Source organism: Frigoribacterium sp. AC512, assembly GCF_979258295.1.
Window position 1 is genome coordinate 2,768,871 of record NZ_OZ409850.1, and the last position, 16,926, is coordinate 2,785,796.

At 74.8% G+C, this 16,926-nt stretch carries 18 protein-coding genes; 4 read left to right on the forward strand and 14 right to left on the reverse strand.

What is annotated here, in order from left to right; all coding sequences use genetic code 11:
* Positions 1 to 123: 123 nt before the first annotated feature.
* The 7 genes from ACZZ97_RS12775 to ACZZ97_RS12805 form a co-directional block, all read right to left on the reverse strand.
* Positions 124 to 1,296: a flagellar hook protein FlgE gene (locus tag ACZZ97_RS12775; protein WP_123547646.1), complete on the reverse strand. Its 1,173-nt coding sequence runs from the start codon at positions 1,294 to 1,296 to the stop codon at positions 124 to 126.
* A gap of 182 nt (positions 1,297 to 1,478) precedes the next feature.
* Complete coding sequence (locus ACZZ97_RS12780) at positions 1,479 to 1,919, reverse strand: flagellar hook assembly protein FlgD (RefSeq protein ID WP_123547645.1); 441 nt, start codon at positions 1,917 to 1,919, stop codon at positions 1,479 to 1,481.
* A 113-nt stretch (positions 1,920 to 2,032) separates the two neighbouring features.
* Positions 2,033 to 3,844: a flagellar hook-length control protein FliK gene (locus tag ACZZ97_RS12785; RefSeq protein WP_463473378.1), complete on the reverse strand. Its 1,812-nt coding sequence runs from the start codon at positions 3,842 to 3,844 to the stop codon at positions 2,033 to 2,035.
* Positions 3,841 to 4,644: a C40 family peptidase gene (locus tag ACZZ97_RS12790; protein WP_463473379.1), complete on the reverse strand. Its 804-nt coding sequence runs from the start codon at positions 4,642 to 4,644 to the stop codon at positions 3,841 to 3,843. The genes ACZZ97_RS12785 and ACZZ97_RS12790 overlap by 4 nt, the downstream gene beginning before the upstream one ends.
* Before the next feature lie 5 nt (positions 4,645 to 4,649).
* On the reverse strand, positions 4,650 to 5,138 hold the full coding sequence (locus tag ACZZ97_RS12795) for a hypothetical protein (protein ID WP_463473380.1): 489 nt from the start codon (positions 5,136 to 5,138) through the stop codon (positions 4,650 to 4,652).
* The gene (locus ACZZ97_RS12800; protein WP_463473381.1) at positions 5,138 to 6,607 is read right to left on the reverse strand and encodes a FliI/YscN family ATPase; all 1,470 of its coding nucleotides are present in this window, start codon (positions 6,605 to 6,607) and stop codon (positions 5,138 to 5,140) included. The genes ACZZ97_RS12795 and ACZZ97_RS12800 overlap by 1 nt, the downstream gene beginning before the upstream one ends.
* Complete coding sequence (locus ACZZ97_RS12805; RefSeq protein ID WP_463473382.1) at positions 6,604 to 7,551, reverse strand: FliH/SctL family protein; 948 nt, start codon at positions 7,549 to 7,551, stop codon at positions 6,604 to 6,606. Before ACZZ97_RS12805 ends, ACZZ97_RS12800 begins: the two co-directional genes overlap by 4 nt.
* Positions 7,552 to 7,773: 222 nt before the next feature.
* Between ACZZ97_RS12805 and ACZZ97_RS12810 the strand changes: the two genes are divergently transcribed.
* Positions 7,774 to 8,217: a hypothetical protein gene (locus ACZZ97_RS12810; protein ID WP_463473383.1), complete on the forward strand. Its 444-nt coding sequence runs from the start codon at positions 7,774 to 7,776 to the stop codon at positions 8,215 to 8,217.
* The gene (locus ACZZ97_RS12815) at positions 8,214 to 8,696 is read left to right on the forward strand and encodes a winged helix-turn-helix domain-containing protein (protein ID WP_463473384.1); all 483 of its coding nucleotides are present in this window, start codon (positions 8,214 to 8,216) and stop codon (positions 8,694 to 8,696) included. Before ACZZ97_RS12810 ends, ACZZ97_RS12815 begins: the two co-directional genes overlap by 4 nt.
* A 550-nt stretch (positions 8,697 to 9,246) precedes the next feature.
* On the opposite strand, the gene fliG is transcribed toward ACZZ97_RS12815, so the two are convergent.
* The 5 genes from fliG to flgB are packed head-to-tail and all read right to left on the reverse strand — an operon-like array spanning position 9,247 to position 13,145.
* Positions 9,247 to 10,284 (reverse strand): flagellar motor switch protein FliG, encoded by a 1,038-nt coding sequence (gene fliG / locus ACZZ97_RS12820; RefSeq protein WP_314103717.1) that lies wholly within the window; start codon positions 10,282 to 10,284, stop codon positions 9,247 to 9,249.
* 47 nt (positions 10,285 to 10,331) lie between these two features.
* Positions 10,332 to 12,026, reverse strand: a complete 1,695-nt coding sequence (fliF, locus tag ACZZ97_RS12825; protein WP_463473385.1) for a flagellar basal-body MS-ring/collar protein FliF — start codon at positions 12,024 to 12,026, stop codon at positions 10,332 to 10,334.
* Positions 12,026 to 12,391, reverse strand: a complete 366-nt coding sequence (gene fliE / locus ACZZ97_RS12830; protein WP_314103714.1) for a flagellar hook-basal body complex protein FliE — start codon at positions 12,389 to 12,391, stop codon at positions 12,026 to 12,028. Before fliE ends, fliF begins: the two co-directional genes overlap by 1 nt.
* Complete coding sequence (locus ACZZ97_RS12835; RefSeq protein ID WP_314103712.1) at positions 12,391 to 12,786, reverse strand: flagellar basal body rod protein FlgC; 396 nt, start codon at positions 12,784 to 12,786, stop codon at positions 12,391 to 12,393. Before ACZZ97_RS12835 ends, fliE begins: the two co-directional genes overlap by 1 nt.
* A complete protein-coding gene (gene flgB / locus ACZZ97_RS12840; RefSeq protein ID WP_314103710.1) occupies positions 12,786 to 13,145 on the reverse strand; it encodes a flagellar basal body rod protein FlgB in 360 nt (119 codons plus the stop codon). Before flgB ends, ACZZ97_RS12835 begins: the two co-directional genes overlap by 1 nt.
* A 175-nt stretch (positions 13,146 to 13,320) precedes the next feature.
* Between flgB and ACZZ97_RS12845 the strand changes: the two genes are divergently transcribed.
* The gene (locus tag ACZZ97_RS12845) at positions 13,321 to 13,614 is read left to right on the forward strand and encodes a hypothetical protein (protein WP_314103709.1); all 294 of its coding nucleotides are present in this window, start codon (positions 13,321 to 13,323) and stop codon (positions 13,612 to 13,614) included.
* A 111-nt stretch (positions 13,615 to 13,725) separates the two neighbouring features.
* Complete coding sequence (locus ACZZ97_RS12850) at positions 13,726 to 14,316, forward strand: DJ-1/PfpI family protein (RefSeq protein WP_314103707.1); 591 nt, start codon at positions 13,726 to 13,728, stop codon at positions 14,314 to 14,316.
* Positions 14,317 to 14,382: 66 nt separating this feature from the next.
* Here the strand turns inward: ACZZ97_RS12850 and ACZZ97_RS12855 are convergent, their stop codons facing one another.
* On the reverse strand, positions 14,383 to 15,075 hold the full coding sequence (locus ACZZ97_RS12855) for a response regulator (RefSeq protein WP_463473386.1): 693 nt from the start codon (positions 15,073 to 15,075) through the stop codon (positions 14,383 to 14,385).
* The gene (locus tag ACZZ97_RS12860; RefSeq protein WP_463473387.1) at positions 15,072 to 16,913 is read right to left on the reverse strand and encodes a sensor histidine kinase; all 1,842 of its coding nucleotides are present in this window, start codon (positions 16,911 to 16,913) and stop codon (positions 15,072 to 15,074) included. Before ACZZ97_RS12860 ends, ACZZ97_RS12855 begins: the two co-directional genes overlap by 4 nt.
* Between the last annotated feature and the right edge of the window lie 13 nt (positions 16,914 to 16,926).

A 16,926-nucleotide genomic window follows, 5' to 3' on the forward strand; every position in this document is an offset into this window, starting at 1 on the left:
ACTCCGGGGTGCAAGGCGAGAGCACAGGGGCCGGCGAGAGCAGGCAGAGCGCAGGAGGCGCGGGCCGGTCTCGAGGACCGGGTCCGCGCCTCCTGCGCTGCGGCTGCAGCAGCGAGCGAGCGGCTAGCGCTTCAGGTTCGTGAGCTCCTGGAGCACCTCGTCCGAGGTGGTGATGATGCGGGCGTTGGCCTGGAAGCCGCGCTGGGCGACGATCAGGTTCGTGAACTCCTGCGAGAGGTCGACGTTGCTCATCTCGAGCGTGCCGCTCGAGAGCGAGCCGACTCCGGGCGAGCCGGGGACGCCGAGCGCCGCGTTGCCCGAGTTCGCCGTGGCGCGGTAGCCCGACGAGCCCGACTTCTCGAGGCCGCCCGGGTTGGCGAAGGTCGCCAGCGCGATGCGGCCGACGGCGAGCGACTCGCCGTTGCTGAACTGCCCGACGAGCGTGCCGTCCTTCGAGAGGCTGAAGCCCTTGAGCGTGCCGGCCTCACGACCGTTCTGGTCGGTGACGGCGACCGTGTTCAGGGCCGCGAAGCCGGTGATCTTCGAGAGGTCGACGGCGATGTTCCCGACGGTCAGCGACGCGGCGCCGTTCTGCACGCCGTCGGTGAAGCTGAGCTGCGTGGTGCTCGGCGTGCCGGTGCCGTCGACGCCGGTGACGTCCCAGCCGATGTCGGTGCGCTTGAACGAGAGGGTCAGGGTGCGCTCGTTGCCGAACGCGTCGTAGACCTTCGAGTCGCGCGTCAGGGTCTCGCCGACCGCGGTCTCGGACGGCAGGTTGCCGGCGACGTTCGCACCGGTCGTGGCGGTGGCCGGCGCCGCGCCGTTCAGGGGCAGCATGATGTCGCCCACCGCGCCTCCGTCGTTCACGACGCCGTTCGTGGCCGAGTAGCCCTGCACGATCTTGCCGTCGGCCGAGACGAGACGGCCGTCGGCGTCGAAGTCGAAGGCGCCGGCCCGCGTGTAGACGGTGTCGTTGCCGAGGCGCGTGACGAAGAAGCCGTCGCCCGAGATCATCAGGTCGGTCGCCTTGCCGGTCGCCTGGGCCGAGCCCTGCGCGAAGTTCGTCGAGATGCCGGCGACCTGCACGCCGAGGCCGACCTGCGCGGGGTTCGTGCCGCCGATGCCGGTCTGCGGACCTCCGGCGCCCTGGGTCATCTGCGACAGGGTGTCCTGGAACTGCGTGGTCGACGACTTGAAGCCGGCGGTGTTGACGTTGGCGATGTTGTTGCCGGTGACGTCGAGCATGGTCTGGTGCGACCGGAGGCCGGAGATGCCGGAGTAGAGGGAGCGGAGCATGGGAGCTGCCTTTCGGACGGAGCTGAGGAGGCGCGTCCTGCGCGGAGAGACCGGTCGCGTCCTGCGTCCGGGGCGGTGCTGAGAAGTGCGGGGTGCTGCGCGGCCGTGCCTGCGGCTGGGCCGCGAGGGGGGTGCCGTGCGGCTGGGCCGCGAGGGCGGCGGCGCCGCGAGGGAACGAGTCGCTAGGCCTTCGGCGTCGCGGTGATGCCGGAGATGAGATCCAACGCGACCTCCTTCCCGCCGACGGTGACCTTGGGCACGGACTCGGCGAACGAGACGCTGGTCGCGGTGCCGGTGACGGCCTTGCCGTCGGGGCCCGTGTAGCTGACCTCGCGGCCGACCAGGGCGGACGCCGAGGTGCGCATCTGCAGCGAGAAGCCCTCGTTCGCGGTCGTCGTCTGGTTGGTGATCTGCTCCATCATCGCGAGCTGCGTGGTCTGCGCCATCATCGCGTTGGTGTCCATCGGCGACGACGGGTCCTGGTTCTTCAGCTGCGTGACCAGCAGGTTCATGAACATCTCGCCGTCCATGGCGGTCTTCGTCGTGCGCGCCGAGGACGACTGCTGGGCCGCGGCCATGACGGTCGGGTCGACGGTTCCGGAGATCTGGTCGATCGAGGGCATCTGCTGTGTCTTCCTGTGGAGGGCGGAACGGGGGCGAGCTGTGGAGGGTCGTGCTGTGCGGCGGTGCGGGCCGTGGTCGGCGCTGCGGGCGGCGGCGGCGGGCGGTGCGGGCGCTAGGCCAGCACGTCGATCGAGACGGTCGGCGGCGAGGAGGAGCCCCGCAGCCCGCCCGCACCGGCCTCGGCCCCGAGGGCCCCGGCCCGCAGGCTGTCGGCGTCGGGGCCGTCGCGACCGAGCCTGCCGTCGGGGTCGCGCGGCCCGGTGGGCTGGCCGGCCCCGCGCTCTCCGGTGCCGGACTGGGCGGAACCGTCGCGCGCCTCCTGCGGTGACTGCTGCGCCGCCCGCTGGTCGAGCAGCCGCTGCTGGTCGGCACGGTCGTCGGACGGCTGGTTCTGGCTCGAGAGGTCGACGCTCGCCTGGAGCCCCGCTCCCCCGAGGTCGCGGCGGAGGTCGGGCAGGATCGCCCGCACCGCCTCCCGCCCGGCGTCGGTCGGGGCGAACATCTCGACGTGCATGCCGTGCGCGCCGACGTGCGCCCGGACGGTGACCGGCCCGAGGGCCTCGGGGCTCACGGTGACGGTGACGACGTGCGTCCCGGCACCCGCGGCGGCGAGCGAGAAGAGGGGACGCGCGAGCTGCTGCCCGAGGGGCGCCGGGGCCGCAGGAGGCGCGGCGACGGAGGTCGCGCCCGCTGCGGCTGCCGGAGCGGGCGCGCCGGGCACCGCGACCATCGGCGGGGCGACGGGCACGGCGGAGGCGGAGGTGCTGGTCGTCGTGGTGGTCGCGACGCCGGCATCGGCGAGGAGCGCCCGGTCGGCGGCGGTCGCCGAGGGCCCGGCGGCCGAGCCGGGGACCGGGACGGGGACGGAGACGGACGCTGAACCTGCAGCGGAGGCGGCGCGCACGAATGCTGACGGGACGCTGGCCGGGGGCGCCCCGGCCGCGGTGGCCGGGGCCGTCGGGATCTTCTCCCCCGACGACGGCGACGCGGCCGTGACGGGGCCCGGCGTCGCGGGCGACGTGCCCGAGGCTGCCGCCTGCCGCCAGCCGCCGACCGCAGCGCCGGCGGAGGCTGTCGCGGCGGTCGCGGTCGCCGCAGAGGTCGAGGTGGCGGTCGAGGTCGAGGCCGAGGCCGCAGCCGAGGCCGCAGCCGTGACGAGGCCCGCGGGCACGTCGCCGACGCCCGCGGTCGGGGCGGGCACCGTCCGGGGGAAGCCCGGGCTCAGGGCTGTTCCGTCACGGGACGGATCGGTGACCGACACGGTCTGCGCGAGTGCCGCCTCCTGCGAGAACTGTCCCGGCACCGCGGCGCCCGTGGCCGAGGCGGCTGATCCGTCACGAGACGGATCAGGGGTCGCGGCGGGGGCCGAGGACGGGGCCGGGGCCGGGCCGACGGCCTCGCCGACGGGCGGGGAGAGGGGGAGGATCGCTGATCCGTCACGGGACGGATCAGCCTCAGGAGAGACACCCGCAGGAGACGGCGAAGAGCCGAGGGCAGCGGCGACCAGGGCCGCCTGCAGGGAGGCCGCTCCCGGCGAGGACGATCCTGCCTGGGGGAGATCGCCGACGCGATCCGCAGTCCCGCCCTCGAGCGACTCCCCGGCCGCGACCGGACCTGCCGCGGACGCAGCCGCAGCCGCAGCGGCCGGGCCCGCAGCGGCCGCGGGCGCGCGCCCGGCGGCTGCAGCGTGAGAAGGGGAGGCCGTCGCGGTCGACGACGGGCGTCGCGGACCCGGAGCGTGGGCCGGGGCCTGGTCGCGCGGCGCGGCCGACGACATCGCCTCGCCGAAGCCCGCGGCGGAACGCCCGGCCGCGGGACGACCGGCCGACGAGCGCCCTGCCGCCGAGCGGTCGGGACCGGAGGAGGCGTCGGCCCGGTCGGCAGGGCCGGGGACGAGGGGGTGCAGGGTGCGCAGGACGCTCATCGGGCGGCCCCTCCGCTCATCAGGCGCTGGAGCGCGGCGGTCATCAGGTCGGTCGAGCCGGAGCCGCCGGCCGCACCGGCACCGGCACCGGCACCGGTCACGCCGAGCGACGACGCGAGCGAGGCCAGCGAGGTCGCGGAGACGCCTGCAGGCGAGGCGCCCGCCACGGCGGACGCGGCAGCGGTCCCGGTCGCGGGCACGATGCGGCGGATGGTCGACAGGTCGGAGTCCTTGTACCAGTTGTCGACGATCTGGACGTCCTTGCCCGGACGGGGCGCGTGCAGCACCTTGCCGTCGCCGAGGTAGATCACGATGTGCCCCTCGCCCTTGGCGACGAGCAGGTCGCCCGGCTTCGCCTCGGCGAGCGACGGCACCTCGGCGCCCATCCGGGCCTGGTCGGGCACGACGCGCGGCATGGAGACGCCGAGCTCCTTGAACACGGTCTGCACGAGGCCGGAGCAGTCCATCCCGCTCGCGCTCTCGCCGCCGAACACGTAGGGCACGCCGAGGTACTTCTTCGCGCCGCTGACGACGTCGGCGCCGGTCGCGCCGCTGCCGGTCGCCACGGCTCCCTTGACTGCTGCCACGGAGGGGGTCGTCGCGAGGCCGCCCGCGGCGCCCGCCGCACCGGCGCCGCTCGTGCCGGCGAGGGCGTCGGCGAACGCGCCGGCCGAGGCCGCGGAGCTGCCCGACCCCGCGGACGCCGCGGCCGCCGTGCCGAGCACGGACGGCGTGCGTCCGTTCCGCAGCTGGTCGATCTGCGTCCTGATGTCGTCGATCCGGGACAGGACCTCGCTCACGGGGCTCACTGTGCGCCTCCTGGCGTCGAGGTGGTGGTCGGTGTGGTCGGTGTGGTCGTGGAGGCGGCGGCCTCGGCCTGGCGCACCCGCCACGACTGGCCGGCGATCTCGTCGAGGGCGGCCTGCTCGGTGCGGAGGTCCTCGGCGGCGGCCTCGACGGCGTGCGCGGCCTCGAGCTTCTCGAGGCCGATCGCGGCCCGGCGCGCCGCCTCGAACGCCGTCTGCGCCTCCTCCGCCTCGGCCCGGCGGCGTGCCGCGACGGCGTCGAGCTCGGCGAGCATCGCCCGGCTCGACGCGCGGGAGGCGGCGATCGCGCTGAGCATGGCCGCGTCCGTCACCTGGGCGGGCCCGTCGTCGAGGGTGCGCTTGGCGGCGAGGCGACGGTCGGCCGCGTCGCGCAGCCGGTCGTTCGCCTCGGCGAGGTGCCCGGCGGCCTGGTCCTGCTGCGCGTGGCGCAGCCGAAGGAGGCCGAGGAGGGAGAAGGCGCGGGCCATCAGGCACCTCCGAGTCGGGCGGTCAGCTGGGCGAGTCCGGCCCACGAGGCGGCGGTGTCGGCGCGCTCGTCCATGCCCTGCTGCAGGAACGCGTCGATCGCGCCCTGGTGCTCGACCGCGGCGTCGACGAGCGGGTTCGTGCCCCGCTGGTAGGCGCCGACGTCGAGCAGGTCCTGCGCGGCGCGACGCGCGGCCATCACCTTCCGGAGGCTCGTGGCGGCGGCGCGCTGCTCGGCGGTGGTCACCTTCGAGGCGACGCGCGAGACCGAGCCGAGCGCGTCGACCGACGGGAAGTGCCCGGTCACGGCCAGCTTGCGGTCGAGCACGACGTGCCCGTCGAGGATGCTGCGGGCCGCGTCGGCGACGGGCTCGTTGTGGTCGTCGCCGTCGACGAGCACCGTGTACAGGCCGGTGACGGAGCCGATCCGGTCGGTCCCGGCACGCTCGAGCAGCTCGGCGAGCACCGAGAAGGTCGACGGCGGGTAGCCCCGGGTCGCCGGCGGCTCGCCGACCGACAGCCCGATCTCGCGCTGGGCCATCGCCACGCGGGTCAGCGAGTCCATCATCAGCACGACGTCGGCGCCCTGGTCGCGGAACGACTCCGCGATGCGGGTCGCGACGAACGCGGCACGGAGTCGCATCAGCGCCGGCTCGTCGCTGGTCGACACCACGACGACGGAGCGGGCGAGGCCCTCGGGTCCGAGGTCGTCCTCGAGGAACTCGCGCACCTCCCTGCCTCGCTCGCCGACGAGGGCGATGACGCTGACCTGCGCGTCGGTGCCCCGGGCGATCATCGACAGCAGCGACGACTTGCCGACGCCCGAGCCGGCGAAGAGCCCGACGCGCTGCCCGCGCCCGACGGTCGTCAGCGTGTCGAGCACGCGGACGCCGAGCTGCAGGGGGGTGTCGATCCGCGCGCGGTGCATCGCCGACGGGGTCTCGTGGTGCAGCGGGACGAGGTCGACGCCGGCTCCGTCGGGGGCACGGAGGGGGCCCTTGCCGTCGATCGGACGGCCGAGGCCGTCGAGCACGCGGCCGAAGAGGCCGGTGCCGGTGGGGACGAGGAGGGGGCGGCCGGTCGAGCGCGCCGGCGTGCCGGCCGTCACGCCCGTGAGGCGGCCGAGCGGCATGCAGCGGAGGCCGTCCGGGGTGGTCGCGACCACCTCGGCGAGGGCGGAGGCGGCGGACGTCGTGGCGGAGGCGGTCGTGCCGGAGGCCGCGGCGGCGCCGGTCGTGCCGGAGGCCGCGCCGACGCTGGCCGCGCCGACGCTGCTCGCGCCGGCGCCGAGGGAGGCGGCGTCCGTGCTGGTGGCGGGCACGCCGATCTCGAGCACGTCACCGACCGCAGCGTCGAGGCCGCGCACGGTGATGCCGAGCCCGACGGCGCTGACGACGCTGCCGACGCGCTGCGGGCGCGCGGCGGCGCGGGCGGCGGCCAGCCGGGTCCGGGCGGGTGCGGTGAGGGTCACGATCCCCCCAGCAGAGCGGTGCGCGCCCGGGCGAGGGCGGTGACGAGCCGGGCGTCGACGAGGCCGGCGGGCAGGTCGACCTCGGCGTCTCCCCGGGCGAGCCGGGAGTCGGCGACGAGCGGCACCGAGGAGGCGGCGACCGCGTCCCCGAGGGCGGCCAGGTCGGCCGGGTGCAGGCGCACGCCCACGACCAGCGAGCGGTCGAGGCCGTCGAGGGCGCGGGCGACGGCAGCGCGGGCCGTGCGGCCCTCACGGGGGCCGGCGGGGTGCGGGGCGGCGGCGTGCTCGGCGGCGCTGGGGTGCTCGACGGCGGCGCGGTGCTCGGCCGCGCTGAGGTGCTCGGCCGCGGCGCGGTGCTCGGCGACGCCGTCGTGCTCGGCCGCGAGGCTGCTCCCGGCTCGGACGTCGGGCTCGGACGCCGCGACCTCGTAGCCGACCACCGCCGAGGCGAGGTCGAGCGCGGTCTGGACCAGCACCTCCTCGGACTCGGCGAGCACCGGCGCGACCCGCTGCCGCAGCGCCTCGGCGGCCGTGTCGAGCGCGGCGAAGGAGGCGGCCAGCGAGCGCTCGAGGCGCGTCACGGACTCGAGGTGCTCGGCGTCCGTCGCGACCCGACGCGCGGCCAGGTCGGCCTCGGCGGCACGGAGGCCCGCCGCGTAGCCGGCCGCGTGGCCGCGGGCCTCGGCACGGGCCGCGCGTGCGGCGGCGTCGGGGTCGGCGTGGGGAGAGAGGAGCGAGGCGCTGCGGGCGGCGGCACCGTGGGCACCGCCGAGGCCGGCGACCGCGCCGATGCCGGTGCCGCGGGTCACGGCGTGACCGGGGTCGAGTGCGGGGGCGGTCGTCGACGAGCCGGACCGCACCTCCGTGAGCGAGGGGTAGACGACGCGCGAGAACGACTCCGGGGCGGAGATCGTCTCCGAGGCGGAGATCGCGGGATCGAGCATCGACGGGCCGTTCAGGAGGGAGGGCGGTTCGGCCGATCCGTGGCCAGGGGTCGAGCGATCCGTGCTCAAGGGCGACTCTCGGCAGGTCGCGGGGGGCGCGTAAGGCGTTGCCCCGAACGGGGGCAGGGTGCGCGGTGCGGACTTGTCCAGGCAATCAGAAAGTACTTGCTTAACGAGAAAGTACTTCCTAGAGTGGGAACACATCGACGAGAGGACGAGACCATGACCGACCAGACCAGGCTCCCCACGCCGGACGAGGCCCGCCAGCTGCTGGCCGAGGCCGACTCGACCGGGCGCCACGCCACCGCTCGGGCCGGCTGGCCCGGCGTCGCCGTGCTGCTCTCGCTCGGCTCCGTGCTCTCGCTCGGCACGCTCGCCCTCGGGCTCACGACGGGCACGAACTACTTCGTGGCGATGATCGCGCTGCTGGTCTGGATCGCGGCCGTGGTGGCGTTCCAGCTCGCCTTCCTCCGGTCGCACCGCATCGGGTTCGGCCGCCGCTGGGGCCTGTACCTCGGGGCCATCTTCGCGATCTACGTCGTGGCGATGGTCGTCGTCGGCTCGTCCCAGGGCGAGGACGTCGTCGGCACCTGCGTGCTGGCCGCCGCGCTGATGGTCGTCTCCGTCGCCGCGGCGACGCACGAGGCTCGGCAGGCGGAGCGATGAGCGTCGCCGGCGCAGGGTCGGGGTCGGGGTCGGACACGGGGCCGGGCTCGGGTGCGGGGTCAGGCTCGGGTGCGGGGTCGGGCTCGGGTGCGGGGTCAGGCGCGGGTGCGGGTGCGGGTGCGGGTGCGGGTGCGAGCTCGGGCTCGGGGGGCGTCGCCGGCGCGGGGGGCGACGGCACGTCCCGCGGTCCGCACCCGCGCCTCCGGCTGTCGGAGACCCTGCACCAGCCGGTGCGGTTCTCGATGGTGGCGGCGCTCGCGGCGGCCGACCAGCTCGACTTCAAGGACCTGCGGGACGCCGTCCAGGTGACCGACTCCGCGCTGAGCAAGCAGATCAGCACGCTCGAGGCCGCCGGGTTCGTGAAGGTGTCGAAGGGGTTCGTCGGCAAGCGGCCGCGTACGTCGCTCAAGCTGACGCCGGACGGGCGCGCCGCCTGGACCGCGCACCTCGCGGTGCTGCGCGAGATCGCCGTCGGCTAGCGCAGCGGCCTCGCGTCGCACCTCGACTGCCGCCTGCCGCCTGCCGCCTGCCGCCTGCGGCCTGCATAGCGAGAGAGATCCTGCTCAGCTCGACCGCGCCTCCTGGGCTCGAAACCCCTGCCCCCGGAAATCTGCGGCGCTGGCCCAGGCTCGTTCGTGGGCTGCGACCGCAAACGGAGACAGATCTTCCGGAACGGGGCCGCCTGACCCCGCCCATGGCCCGCCCACGACGAGATCACTCTCAAAATTGAGAGTGATCTCGTCGTGGGCCGAGGAGGCGCGGGCCGACCAGCGCGGGACCCTGCAGAACCCGACAGAACGAGCCCGGACCGCGTTCCGGTACCCGGATATCCCCGTATTGCCGCCCCGCCGGTCGGCATTTGCCGACCGGCGGGGCGGGCACCCGCAGCGGACGCCGCAAAGCGAGACAGATCCGCTCCCGCGAGGGCACAGGGCCGGACCGGGCTGGGCGCCTGGAGCAGGATCACTCTCAAATTTCGAGGGCGGCGGCAGCGGCAGCCGCAGCAGCGGCAGCCGCGGGCAGCGGGGGCTACTCGACGAGGGCGTCCTCGTCGGCGCGGTGGATCGTGATCGTGCCGAGCGCCTCGAGCTCGCGGATGGCACGGACGACCTCGGCCCGCGCCTCCTCGACCTGCGACTTGCGGACGGGGCCCATCGACTGCAGCTCGTCGTCGAGCAGCTCGCGGTTGCGCTCCGAGACGTTGCCGCGGATGACCTCGACGACGGCGGCGAGCGCCCCCTTCATCGCGGTCGCGAGCACGGCGGCGTCGATGCCGCGGAGCACCTGCTGGATGTCGCGCGACTCGAGCTTGACGATGTCCTCGAAGGTGAGCATCCGCGAGCGGACCTCCTCGGCGAGCTCGGGGTCGCGTTCGTCGAGGCCGTCGAGCAGCGCGCGCTCGGTGGCGCTGTCGCTGCGGTTGATGATCTCGACGAGGGGCTGGATGCCTCCCACGACCTCGACCTGCTCGCGCGGCGCGACGACGGCGCCGGCACGCACCTTGAGCGTGGTCGCGACGATGCCGACGGCCTCGGGCGTGGCGGTGCCCATCGTGGCGATGGCCTGCGCGACGTCGGTGCGGGCGGCGACGTCGAGGCCGGCGAGCACGGCCGAGGCCTGCTGCGGCCGCAGGTGCGCGAGCACGAGGGCGATGGTCTGCGGCAGCTCGCCGTCGAGCAGGGTGATGACCTGGCCGGGGTCGGCCTCGTCGAGGAACTCGAAGCTCTTGCCCATCGCGTTCGAGGCGAGCCGCTCCATGACGCCGGCGGCGCGCTCCGAGCCGAACGACGCCTCGAGCAGGCCGACGGCGACGTCGTGCCCGCCGCGGCGCTGGTAGCGGCCCGAGCGGGTCAGGTCGTGGAACTCGGCCACGGCGGACTCGGCCACGGCGGGGTCGACGCGGCGCAGCTTGACGATCTCGGCCGTGATCTCCTCGGCCTCCTCCTCGCTGAACTGCTTCATGACGACGGCGGCGTGCGCCTGCTCCATCTGCATGAGGATGACCGCGACCTTCTGCGGCCCCGTCAGCGCCGGGCGCGCGGCAGGTGCACCGAACGCGGCGGGCACCCCGAACGCCTGCGTCGGGGTCAGGTCCGCAGCGGACGCGGTCGCGCTCACGACTGGACCCGCTCGTCCATCAGGCCGCGCAGCAGCTCGGCGGTCTTCTCGGGGTCGCGCTCGGCGAGGGCGTCGATCTCGGCGCGGCGGCGCTCGGCCGACACGTACTCGGGCGAGGGCTCGGGCGCCGCGACCGGCAGGGCCACGGTGGCGGCCTCGTCGGCGAGCAGCTGACGGCGGGAGGCGGCGCCCGCGTCGTCGAGGTCGAGCCGCATGGTCGCGTCCCAGGTCTGGGCGGCGTTGCCGGCCGCGAGCTCGCCGAGGTCGACGTCCTCCCGGTCGTGCCGCTTGTTCTTCTTCGCGAAGACGACCAGGCCGACGATCAGCGCGATCACGATGAGGGCGACGATGCCGACGGTGCGGATCGTGCCCCACATCGCCTCGGAGGCGGCGGCCGCGTCGGCCGCGGCGAGCGCCGCCTTCGCGGCCTCGGCGCCCTCCGTGTCGAAGTCCACGAGGGCGACCTCGACCGCGTCGCCGCGCGCCGTGTCGATCCCCGCGGCGTTCCGCACGAGGTCGTTGATGCTCTGCATGTTGACGCCGGAGGCCGCGTTCGCGTCCAGGGCGACCGACACGGTCTGCCGGCTGACGCCTCCTGCGGGCACGCTCATCGTCTCGGTGACCTTGTCGACGGCGTTGTTCTTCGTGGCCGACTCGTTGACGTAGCCGTCGTCGCCGGTCGCGGTGGGGGTGCCGGCCGCGTCGGTGCCCGTGCCGGTGCCGTTCGGCACGGCGATGTTGTCGGGGCCGAGCACGCCGGTCGCACCGGTGCCGCCCGCTCCCCCGGAGCCCGCGCCGTACTGCTCGGTGGTGCTCGACTCGTTGAGGGCGATGGGGCCGCTGGTGGGCTGCGCGAACGACTCGGTGACCTTCGTGCCCGAGCTCTGGTCGAGGTCGGCGGCGACGATCACCGACGACTTGCCGGGGCCGACGACCTTGTCGAGCATCGTCTGCACGGCGGTCTGGACCTTCGACTCGTAGTCGCTGGCCTGGTCGCCGGCGCCGCCGACGGCCCCGGTGCCGACCTGTGAGAGCACGGCGCCGGTCGAGTCGGTGACGGCGACGTCGGTCGTCGCCATGCCCTCGACGGAGGCGCTGGTCAGGTTGACGATCGCCTGCACCTGCTTGCTGGTGAGGGTCACGCCGCCCTGCGTCTCGACGAACACCGACGCGGTGGGGTCCTGCTGCTCCGCGACGAAGACGGACTCCTCGGGGATCGCGAGCTGCACGGTGGCGGTCTTCACGCCGTCCATCGCCGAGATGGTCTTGGCGAGCTCGCCCTCGATGGCGCGCTTGTAGGTGACGTCCTGCTGGAACTCGGACGAGGTGACGCCCATGGTGTCGAGCAGCGAGTAGCCGCCCTGGCCGCCGGTCGAGGGCAGGCCTGCCGCGGCGGCGGTGAGGCGCTCCTGGTAGACGTGCTCCTCGGGCACGAGGATCGTGCCGCCGCCCGCGGTCAGCTCGTAGGGGACCCCGTCGGCCTTGAGCTGCTCGACGATGGCGCTCGCGTCGGCGGGCTCGATGCCGCTGAACAGCGGCGAGTAGCTCGGCTTCGTCAGCCAGCTCACGAGGGCGACCGTGCCGAGCACGAGCGCGGCGATCATGATCACCGCGATGGTCTTCTGGGCGACGGAGAAGCCGCCCATCGTCGCCCGCATCCGGGCGAGGGAGTTCTGCACTGCGGTCGGCATCAGGCCTGCATCCTCATGATCTCGGTGAAGGCGTCGACGCCCTTGTTGCGGACGGCGGCGACGAGCTCGAGCGTCACCTGGGCACGGGTGGCCGCGATGGTCGCGTCGTGGATGTCGGTGAGGTCGCCGGTGACGGCCTTCACGGCGAGCGTCTTCGACTGGCTCTGCAGCTGCTGGAGGCCCTCGACCGCGCCGACCATGCTCGACCCGAAGGCGGCACCGGAGGCGCTGGCCGCGCCGGTGGTCCCGGTGACGGACGACGCGCCTCCTGCGCCGCCGACCGCGCCGCCCTCGAGCAGTGCGGACACGTCGGCGTAGCCCGTGGGCGCCACGGCCCCGATCGCGGGGACTCCTCCGACCGGCATCAGCCGCGGCCGATCTGGAGAGCGGCCTCGTAGGCGGTCTTGGCGCGGTCGACCACGGCGGCGTTCGCCTGGTAGCCGCGCTGGGCCATGATCAGGTCGGCCATCTGGGCTCCCAGGTCGATGTCGGGCATGCGCACATATCCCTCGGCGTCGGCGAGCGGGTGGTCGGGCAGGTAGGTGACGCGGCCGGCCTCGCTGCCGTAGCGGTCGGCCTTGACGAAGACGCCGCTGGTGCCGGCGCCCTCCTGGACCTCGACGTAGCGGGCCTGGAACGCGGTGTCGTCCATCGACTTGACCGTGTTGACGTTGGCGATGTTGTCGGAGACGGCGTCGAGCCACTTGCGGTGCACGGTCAGGCCGGTGCTCGCGATGCCGATCGCGTCGAAGGCGGTCATCAGTTGGTCCTGAACGCGGCGCGGACGCTGGTCAGCTCGCCGTTCATCGCCTGGGTGGCGAACTGGTACCGGAGCACGGTGTCGATGTTCGACAGGGTCTCGGTGTCGAGGTTGACGTTGTTGCCGTCGAGTCGCGTCGGCTCGAGCGAGCGCTGCGTCGTGGCCTGCACGTGGCCGGCCCCCTGCGCGGCGCCGCCCTGGGCGACGGACCGGCCGAGCGCCTCCTCGAACTGCACGCGCTTGGCCTGGTAGCCGGGCGTGTTCACGTTCGAGATGTTGGCGGCGATGGTCTTCTGGCGCAGCGAGAGACCGTCCAGGGCGCTCTGCAGCGCCGCCTGGGTCACGGATTCGATCGGCATGGTGCCCGTCCGGGGGTGTGGTGTGGTCTGGGGGCCGATCCGTGGCCGAGGGGTCGAGCGATCCGTGCTCAGGGCGCTCTATCGGCGCGGGCCGGGGGTGCGTAAGGCCGCGCGGGGCACGTGCCCCCGGAGTGGGGGCGCGGTGCGACACGGGGGCGTGAGCGACACTGGGGTCGTGAGCGACGACGACGCGTGGCCCGACGGGCTGGACGACGCCCGACGCCTCTTCGGCACCGCCGACGGGGTCGAGCCGGCCACCGTCGACGGCGACGTGGACGACGCCGACCGGGTGCGTCACGTGCTGGGCCGCTCGCTCGGCGGCGTCGTGGGGCTCGTCGTGCTCGGGATGGTCGCGGCGGTCGTCGTCGTGGTCGTGGTCGTGCCGCTCCTCCTGTGGCCGCTCGGCGCGTGGATCGCGTTCCTGCGGCCGCCGCCCCTCGAGCTGCCGTCGCTCTGGTGGTTCCGGTGACCGTCGCGCGGCCGTCGGTCGCCGTGCTCGTCCTCGCGAGCTGAGACTCGCCCCGGCCCGCCGGCCGCCTGCGGTGCGCACGTCCTGTCGTCCCGCGACGAGACTGGGGGCATGACCAAGACGATCGGCATCTTCCTGTTCGACCAGTACGAGGAGCTCGACGCGATCGGCCCCTGGGAGGTGCTCTCGTACTGGACGAAGGCGCACCCCGGCGACGGCTGGGAAGTGATCACGTTCGGCGACGCGCCCGGCCCGGTCACCGCGGCGAAGGGCCTCCGCGTGCTGCCCGACACGACGATCGACGACCTGCCGCCGCTCGACGTGCTGATCTACCCGGGCGGCAAGGGCACCCGCGCCCACCTCGACGACGAGGAGCGCCTCGAGTGGGTGCGGCAGCAGGCCGAGACGGTGCCGCTGATGACGAGCGTGTGCACGGGCGCCCTCGTCTACGCCGCGGCGGGCCTGCTCACCGGGCGTGCCGCGACGACGCACTGGGGCTCGACGGTGCTGCTCGGCAGCCTCGACCCGACGATCGACGTGCGCGAGGACGAGCGCTTCGTCGACGACGGCGACGTCATCACGTCGGCGGGCGTCAGCGCCGGGATCGACATGGCGCTGCACCTCGTCATGCGCCTGGGAGGTGCGGCGCGAGCCAAGCAGGTCCGTCGCGGCATCGAGTACGTCCCCCAGCCGCCCGTGTGACCTCTCGAGTTGCCGGTCGGCGGGGTCTCGCGTGCCTCAGAGGCCCGCGAAGTGGCAACTCGAGGGTCAGCAGCGCTGGTAGCGGTGCTCTGGCCGGCCGGTCGCGCCGTAGCGCAGCTGCATCGCGAGCTGCCCGTCGGCGCTGAGCTGCGCGAGGTAGCGCTGCGCGGTCGCGCGGCTGACGCCGACCTGGTCGGCCACCTCCGAGGCCGAGACCTCGACGGAGGAGGCGACCACCGCCTCCAGCACGGCCTGTTCCGTCGCCGAGCGCGACCGGGAGGAGGCGCGCGCGTCTCCCGAGTGGAGGATGCGCTGGGCGCGCTCCACCGCCTCCTGGTCGGTGCCGCCGTCGAGCACGTGCCGGAAGCGCAGCCAGGACCGCAGACGGTCGACGAGCAGCTCGGCCGCGAACGGCTTGATCAGGTAGGCGAGGGCACCGCGGCGGAGCGCCGTCCGGATCGTCTCGCCGTCGGACGCCGCGCTGAGCACGAACGTGTCGACGTCCAGCTCGCGGAGCAGGTCGAGCCCGCGGCCGTCGGGCAGGTACAGGTCGAGCAGCACGAGGTCGACGCGCTCGCGGGCGACCACCCGGCGGGCCTCGGCGACGGTGCCGACCGCCGGCAGCGCGCGCAGCTCGGGCTGCGCGTCGACCTGCGCACGGTGCACCTCGGCCACGAAGAAGTCGTCGTCGACCACGAGCACGGTCAGGGGCGCGGGTGCGGGCGCGGTGACGGGCGAGGGTGTGGCGGCGTCGGTCACGGGGTGCTCCTCGGGGTCGGTGCGGGGGCGGGCTCCCCCGCCGGGTCGACCGCGCCGACGAGCCGGGCGCAGAAGACGGCGCCGTGCCCGTCGCCGCGCGGCGACGCGAGCCAAACGTCGCCGCCGGCCCGGCGGGCGATCTCGCGCGACAGCGGCAGGCCGAAGCCGAGACCGTGCACGCGGTCGGGATCGGGCTCGGGGTCGGGACCGGCCTCGGGCTCGGCGTGGGGGTCGACTCCGGCGTCGCCGATCGGCTCCGCCGCGGGCCGTCGCGCGAAGACGGCGTGCTCGTCGTCGACGCCGCGGCCGGAGTCCATCACCGACAGGTGCAGATCTCGTCCGTCGTCGAGCACCTCGACCTCCACCCAGGCCGGCGAGGTGCCGCCCGCCACCGCGGCGCGGACCGCGTTGTCGACGAGGTTGCCGAGCACGGTCGTCACGTCGCCCGGCTCGACCACGGAGCCCGACACGAGCGTCTCGGGGCCGAGCTGCAGCAGCACCCCGCGCTCGGCCGCCTCCACCCCCTTCGCGCCGAGGAACGCCTGCAGGTGCGGCTCGGTCAGCCGGTCGGCGTGCTTGACGGGGTAGCGCAGCGGGCCGTGCTCGAGCACGTCGGCCAGGTACCGCTTCGCCTGGTCGACCCGGCCGATCTCGAGCAGCCCGCTGACCGCGTGCAGCCGGTTCGCGAACTCGTGCCGCTGGGCGCGCAGGGCGGTCGTCATCGCACCCACCGCGTCGAGCCGACGGGTCAGGGCCTCGACGGCGGTGCGGTCGCGCAGCACGGCGACGCGTCCGAGGTCGACCCCCTCGCGCCGCACCGGACGCACGTCGACGAACAGCACGTGCTGCCCGACGACGAGCGTCGTCGACTCGGGTCGGGCGGGGCCGCGGCCGAGCAGGGCGACGAGCGGCTCGGGCAGGTCGAGGTCGCCGAGGAGGCGCCCCACGGCTCCGGCGCCGAGCCCGAGCAGCTGCGCCGCCTGCTCGTTGCACACGCTCACGCGCCCGTCGCGCGCGACCGCGAGCACCCCCTCCCCGACCCCGGCGAGCACGGCCTGCTGGTTCTGGACGAGGGATGCGAGGTCGTCGGGCTGCAGCCCCAGCGTGAGCCGGTCGAGGCGACGCCGGATCAGCACGGACGCGACGACGCCGAGCCCGAGGGCCAGCACGGCGACGGCCGCCACCGGCAGGCTGTCGCGGAGGAGCGTGTCGTAGACCCGCGCCGGGGCGTAGCCGACGCTGACCTCGCCGACGACCGCGGCCCGGCCGGCGGCAGCGGCATCGGAGCCGGCCGCGGCGTCGGCCTCGTAGATCGGGACCTTCGCGCGGGCGGAGTCGCCGAGGGTGCCGCGCTCCCACGAGACGGTCTCCTCGCCGCGGAGGGCCGCGTCCGGGCTCGTGCTGACCATCCCGCCGATGCGGTCGGGATCGGGGTGCGCGAGGCGGACACCGCGGTCGTCGGTGACGACGACGAACAGGGCCCCGGTGCGCTGCTGGGCGGCGACCGCCGTGCGCTGCAGGTCGCCGTCGGCCAGCGCCTCCTCGTCGAGGGCGGTGCCGTCGACGCTCAGCCGCGCGACCTCGGTGCGGACGTCGACGTCGCTCGCGACGCTCTGCGCCACGGCGAGCGCCGTCGACTCGGCCTCGCGCTCGAGGCGCTGCACGGCGAGGCCGACGAACACGGCGCTGGTGAGCAGGACGATCGCGGTCACCACCGCGAGCTGCAGCAGGAGCACCTGCGTCGCGAAGCGGGTGCGCCGGCGGGGCCGCGGCAGGGACGCGGTCGTCGCCGACGCGTGCGTCGCGGCGGGCGCCGCCCGTGAGCTGTCGTCGGTCACGTCCGCCAGCGTA